General features: G+C 40.6%; 5 protein-coding genes and 1 pseudogene. 4 read left to right on the plus strand and 2 right to left on the minus strand.

The window, feature by feature from the left end:
• Positions 1–486: pseudogene (locus AC2JBO_RS43630) on the plus strand (hypothetical protein); the annotation flags it as partial.
• Positions 487–511: 25 nt separating this feature from the next.
• Here AC2JBO_RS43630 and AC2JBO_RS43635 read toward each other — a convergent pair.
• Both AC2JBO_RS43635 and AC2JBO_RS43640 read right to left on the minus strand, forming a co-directional pair.
• Positions 512–1,303, minus strand: coding sequence for a sugar phosphate nucleotidyltransferase (locus AC2JBO_RS43635; RefSeq protein ID WP_496959858.1), 792 nt, complete (start codon positions 1,301–1,303; stop codon positions 512–514).
• A gap of 146 nt (positions 1,304–1,449) precedes the next feature.
• Positions 1,450–1,803 carry a YkvA family protein gene (locus AC2JBO_RS43640; RefSeq protein WP_496959859.1) on the minus strand — a complete coding sequence of 118 codons (354 nt, stop codon included), beginning with the start codon at positions 1,801–1,803 and terminating at the stop codon, positions 1,450–1,452.
• A 198-nt stretch (positions 1,804–2,001) separates the two neighbouring features.
• Between AC2JBO_RS43640 and AC2JBO_RS43645 the strand changes: the two genes are divergently transcribed.
• From AC2JBO_RS43645 to AC2JBO_RS43655, 3 genes are all read left to right on the plus strand, one after another.
• Positions 2,002–2,805 carry a MotA/TolQ/ExbB proton channel family protein gene (locus AC2JBO_RS43645; protein ID WP_496959860.1) on the plus strand — a complete coding sequence of 268 codons (804 nt, stop codon included), beginning with the start codon at positions 2,002–2,004 and terminating at the stop codon, positions 2,803–2,805.
• Positions 2,806–3,549, plus strand: a complete 744-nt coding sequence (locus AC2JBO_RS43650; RefSeq protein ID WP_496959861.1) for an ExbD/TolR family protein — start codon at positions 2,806–2,808, stop codon at positions 3,547–3,549. It abuts the gene before it with no gap.
• A gap of 330 nt (positions 3,550–3,879) precedes the next feature.
• A partial coding sequence (locus AC2JBO_RS43655; RefSeq protein WP_496959862.1) for a phage holin family protein occupies positions 3,880–4,105 on the plus strand: 226 nt, incomplete at its 3' end.

Consider the following 4,105-nt stretch of genomic DNA (forward strand, 5'->3'; position numbering starts at 1 on the left):
CATGCTATCGACTCTGCTGAGTATCGCTTGGTTGAAGAAATGCTACCAGCGGCGCCGTCTATCGCTCTTGCTGCGTATAACCGACTTTTGGAATTGTTTCCTGACTATCGTAGTCGTCGTGGTCATTTACGTGATGAGGAAATAGCTCACTCGTGTATCCGTGATTTAACAATGTTTCAAGCTTACTTGTGGCTATGTTTGTTTGAAGGAAACATTGTACCAGTACAGCAAGAGCTACTCCCTTTGTGCGCGATGGTCATTGAGACTCTACAAATCAAATGGGAACTAACTGAGAAGTGGTGGTCTGTTTTAACATCTGAAATTTTCAGTCGCGCTCCTCATGCGTCTGAGTTGCTGCTGCCTTATACACAACAGATACAAGAGTTATTTTGGCAGGGGCGCCATCATCTCGGTTACCCACATGAAGACACTCATCGTAATAATCACTTTAGTGATTCTTTTAATCCAATGGAATCACTGAAGTGATTACTACAATTTATAAAGCTACAATTTAAAAGCAACTTGATAGTTGTTGCACTGCCAAGAGTAAATCACTTGGTGTGCCTATATCTAAATAACTACCGACTTCAAAAACTTCAGCCTCAACCCGCATCCCAGACTCAACTGCTGCCTGTATCACATCACCTATTGGCAACTCTGGTAAGTGTGAAAGTTTTGTTTTTTTTAGATTCGATACGTAGTGGTGTAAAAACTCTGTAAAAGTAGGCGCCCATACCGCAATAGCCCACATGTATTTTAAATTGGATTGCGAAGGCTTTTCTTGGATTCGGTGAACTCTACCTGTGTGATCAAAATCGACCATACCTGCTTTTTGCGCTTGCTCGGTGGGAAATAATCCTAAAACAACGTCGGCGCCAGTTTGGGCAAGACGTGCTAGAATTCGTCTGAATCCATCTTGTGGTTGAAACAAAATATCAGGAAAGCCTAAAGCCACAATTGCATCTGAGACAAATGGGTAAGCCTGGTCGAGTGTAAAAGGGACTCCATAGGACAACCCCATAATTAAATACCCTAAGTTCATCCCAAGCATTGACCCATCACCAAAATATGCAGGAATGTCCCATTTCCCAGAGCGCAGAATAAAATATGCTGTCTCTATTCCTGCAAGTTGCATCTTTTCGAGCAAGTAATGCGACACTACTTTAGGACGTAATTGATTGTCAGAACTATTACAACTATTATTTTGAAAACCGACTGGATATAATTCTTTACTAAGTGGTAAGGGAGAAATGCGTGTTGCTTGTCCACCCGCAGGTAGCAGTCCAATAATTCGCCGATTCATACAAAACCACTATTTTACATGAAATATCGTACCAATTATTGTAGAGACGTGATATATCACGTCTCCACGTCATTTGGATGATAGATTGTAGTAAAAACAAAGATATTACGTAGATAGCATCCAGTTTACTTATAGTATTGTAAAGATTATTCAACTGAGACGGCATCTACATCAATTGTGTTAGCTGTGTTAGCTGTGTTAGTTGTGTTAGTTGTATTTACTTGTGCATTTGGTGCATTAGTATCATTTTTGTTAGCTTCACTTTCAGTATTTCCTTTGCGTGCCTTGAAACCTTCAAGCACTAGTTGTGATACTTCTGATACCAGTAAACTCAAAATGAAAGCATCATCTAGTTGTCCAACAATAGGTAAAAAGTCAGGGGCAATATCAAATGGACTAACGAAATATAAAAGTGTTCCCAGGATTACCCACCAGCGATATTTAGGGTTGCGGATTAACTCGCGATACCAGGTGTAAACTGCTTGAATTGAAAATTTCATGTTTTTGAACCTTGTTTTAGCTTTAATTTTGACTCATATTGCCCTAAACTTCCTGTGGGAATAACCGTCCTAAATTTTCAGGAAGTTGCGAACTTAGCGTAAAAGTTATAATTGCGCTCTGCCAGCTTCTGGGCATCTTGGACAATATAAAACTTCCCAATGGTTTACTTGTCAAATTCAAAGAGGAAAGTTAAGACTGTGGATATAGTAGCTGAATTTAAAAGCGGCGGACCGGCAATGTACCCGTTGCTCGCGTTGTCAATTTTGACAATAAGCGTGATTTTAGAGCGATTTTGGTTTTGGTTCCGTATGTTAAACCAAGAACGTCAGATAGTTGACCGTGTTCTGGAAGCTGCGCGTACTGACTGGGGATTAGCTCGTGATATTGCCCAACGCGCGACTGACCAGCCGATAGGAAGATTTTTATATGCTCCTTTGAGTTTGTCTAAAAATGACCCTGAAAGTTTTCAACTTGCTTTAGAAGCTACAGCAGAAGATGAATTAACTGGAATGCGACGTGGTGAGAAGCTTTTGGAAGCTGTAATTGCGTTGGCGCCACTGTTAGGTTTATTTGGTACAGTTTGGGGACTAATACAGTCGTTGCGGGCAATTAAAATTGGAGACTTGGGAACCGAGGCAACAGCTGGAGTAACTACTGGTATTGGAGAATCGTTAATTAGTACAGCTGCTGGACTAGTTGTTGCTATTACAAGTTTGGTTTTCTACCGCTTATTTCAAGCGTTTATGTTTAACCAAGTTCAAGTTTTTCGTAAAGCAGGTAATGAGTTAGAACTAATGTATCGCCAGTCTCCTCCAACTGAAGCTCTAGTCAGTGGGGTAAATATAGTAGACCCCGAAGCTCCAACATTATTGGCGCCAGAAAACAGCACGTCGAAAAATTCGAGTCCAAGTCCACGGCGCCGAGGTAAAAATAAGTTTGGTGAACCTTATCAAAGTCCATCAGATTCAAATACAACTGATTCGGAAAATACGGAGGGGTAAATGAAGATAAATCTTAATAATTCTAAAGATGATGCTCAGATACAAATCATTCCCTTGATTGACGTTATTTTTTGTATCCTGACATTTTTTATTTTGGCAGCGCTACAGTTTTCTAGACAAGAAGCAATTCGAGGTATCAACCTTGACTTAGCGAAAGCGAATTCGGGAACAACAATACCTGGAACTCCTGCACCAGGGGCGCCTGTTCAACAAGGGCAGAGATTAGTATTACATATTGACGGGCTTGGTCAGATTTATGATATCAGCAACCCGACACAAGCCCCAATTCCCAAAGACCAGCTACGTACATATTTGCAGAATTATGTCAAGCAAAACCCCACAAAACCTTTAGTATTGAATGCATCGCGTGGGACAAGTTATAACGATGTGATTGAAACCCTAGATATATTAAGGCAAGTTGGTGGCGACCGTGTTTCTTTAGGAGTTATACCTGGTGGTGCCGACCAGCCAACAACTACACCCCCAGTCTTACCCAATCAAACTGTACCCAATCAAACTATACCTAATACTGTGGTGCCACCGAACCAGCAAATTCCACAAGTTAACCCACAAATTAATCCACAAGGTAATTTAAACCCCAACTTACCAACAAACCAAGCTCCGCAAATTCCAACTCAAGGCGGAAATGCACCTGGAGTAGGCGCCCCAAATGTTAATCCCAGCATTACAGCACCCCAACAAGCTCCTAAAACAAATAACTCGACTCCAAAAAGGTCAAATTAATAATAATCATACTGTCACTCACACTGTCATTCTGAGCGCAAAGCGAAGCTTTTGCCGTTATCCGAAGGATATCCCGAAGGGTAGGGTAGCGAAGAATCTAGGGTTTCAATGTATACACTAGATGCTTCACTGCGTTCAGCATGACAAAAAACAAATGACAAAAAATAAAAATATTAAAAATAGTTCCCTAGTAGCGGAAATGGTTAGGCAAATTTACAAATAATAACTTTCAGATTCAATGGCAAAGTTATATGATTGAGAATCTGCCTCTTGGCTACGATTTGATATTATCAAATGCCAGTCGCCATTCACGTTTCAGGGGTTATGGCAATGAGTATTACATCGATTTTTATTGCTTGGCTAGTCACATCAGCCAGCTTTTTTGTCATCAGTAAACTTCCAATTGGAGTTGAAATTGATACTCCTGATAAAACTTTTAGTGCTGCTGCGGCTTTAGGTATTATCACAGCAATGATTAAACCGCTTCTTAGCTTTGTGTTTACAATACCAAATGCTTTGACGTTTAACTTTTTCCCCGACTTCTTCACCTTTGTGA

It is taken from the genome of Calothrix sp. CBUCES-K 9914 (assembly GCF_059640475.1).

Coding starts and splice junctions, on each gene's coding strand:
- AC2JBO_RS43635 (WP_496959858.1), bottom strand. CDS start 1,303: ATGAATCGGCGAATTATTGGACTGCTACCTGCGGGTGGACAAGCAACA.
- AC2JBO_RS43640 (WP_496959859.1), bottom strand. CDS start 1,803: ATGAAATTTTCAATTCAAGCAGTTTACACCTGGTATCGCGAGTTAATC.
- AC2JBO_RS43650 (WP_496959861.1), top strand. CDS start 2,806: ATGAAGATAAATCTTAATAATTCTAAAGATGATGCTCAGATACAAATC.